Below are 619 nucleotides of genomic sequence, written 5' to 3'. Positions count from 1 at the left end.
GCTAAACGCATCGCTGCAAGCCTCAACAGTGATACGGATTTCGGCCCGATAAATCACAAGAAGGTCGCACGCATCATGAAATCCATGGGACTTAAAGGCTTTACCAAGCGCCGCCGATGTGTCACTACCAGGCGCAAGCCTGGCCACCGTGTCATGCCGGACTTAGTAGGCCGTAAATTCACAGCCAACGAGCCGAACCGCGTCTATGTTGGCGACATCACCTACCTGCCCTGTAAGGGTGGCAAGAACATGTATTTGGCCACAGTCATTGACACGTATTCACGGAAACTTGCAGGTTATGCGCTCGCAGACCACATGCGAGTGTCACTGGTCGTCGATGCAATAGCCCACGCGCACGGTGTGCGTGGCAGTCTTGACGGGGCTGTATTCCATTCCGATCACGGCAGTGTGTACACCTCACAAGCCTTTAGGAGCTATTGCTCGTCGTTGGGTGTGCGCCAATCCATGGGCGCGGTAGGAACGAGTGCGGATAACGCCCTAGCAGAATCATTTAACGCCACGCTCAAGCGGGAAGTCTTGCGTGATAGGAAAGTCTTTGACAATCCCATTATCTGCCGGCAGGAAGGCTTCCGGTGGTGCATGCGCTACAACACGCGCC

Annotated in this window: 1 protein-coding gene; it reads left to right on the top strand. The window is 54.9% G+C overall.

Going from position 1 to position 619, the window contains the following annotated elements:
- Positions 1-619 (top strand): IS3 family transposase (locus tag HMPREF3158_RS09270; RefSeq protein WP_070498272.1); only part of this gene is annotated, 619 nt, incomplete at both ends.

The sequence above is a fragment of the Corynebacterium sp. HMSC06G04 genome (assembly GCF_001807365.1).
Lineage (GTDB): Bacteria > Actinomycetota > Actinomycetes > Mycobacteriales > Mycobacteriaceae > Corynebacterium > Corynebacterium simulans.
Note: the sequence above shows the minus strand (reverse complement) of the source record. Positions and strands in the feature narration are given on the sequence as shown.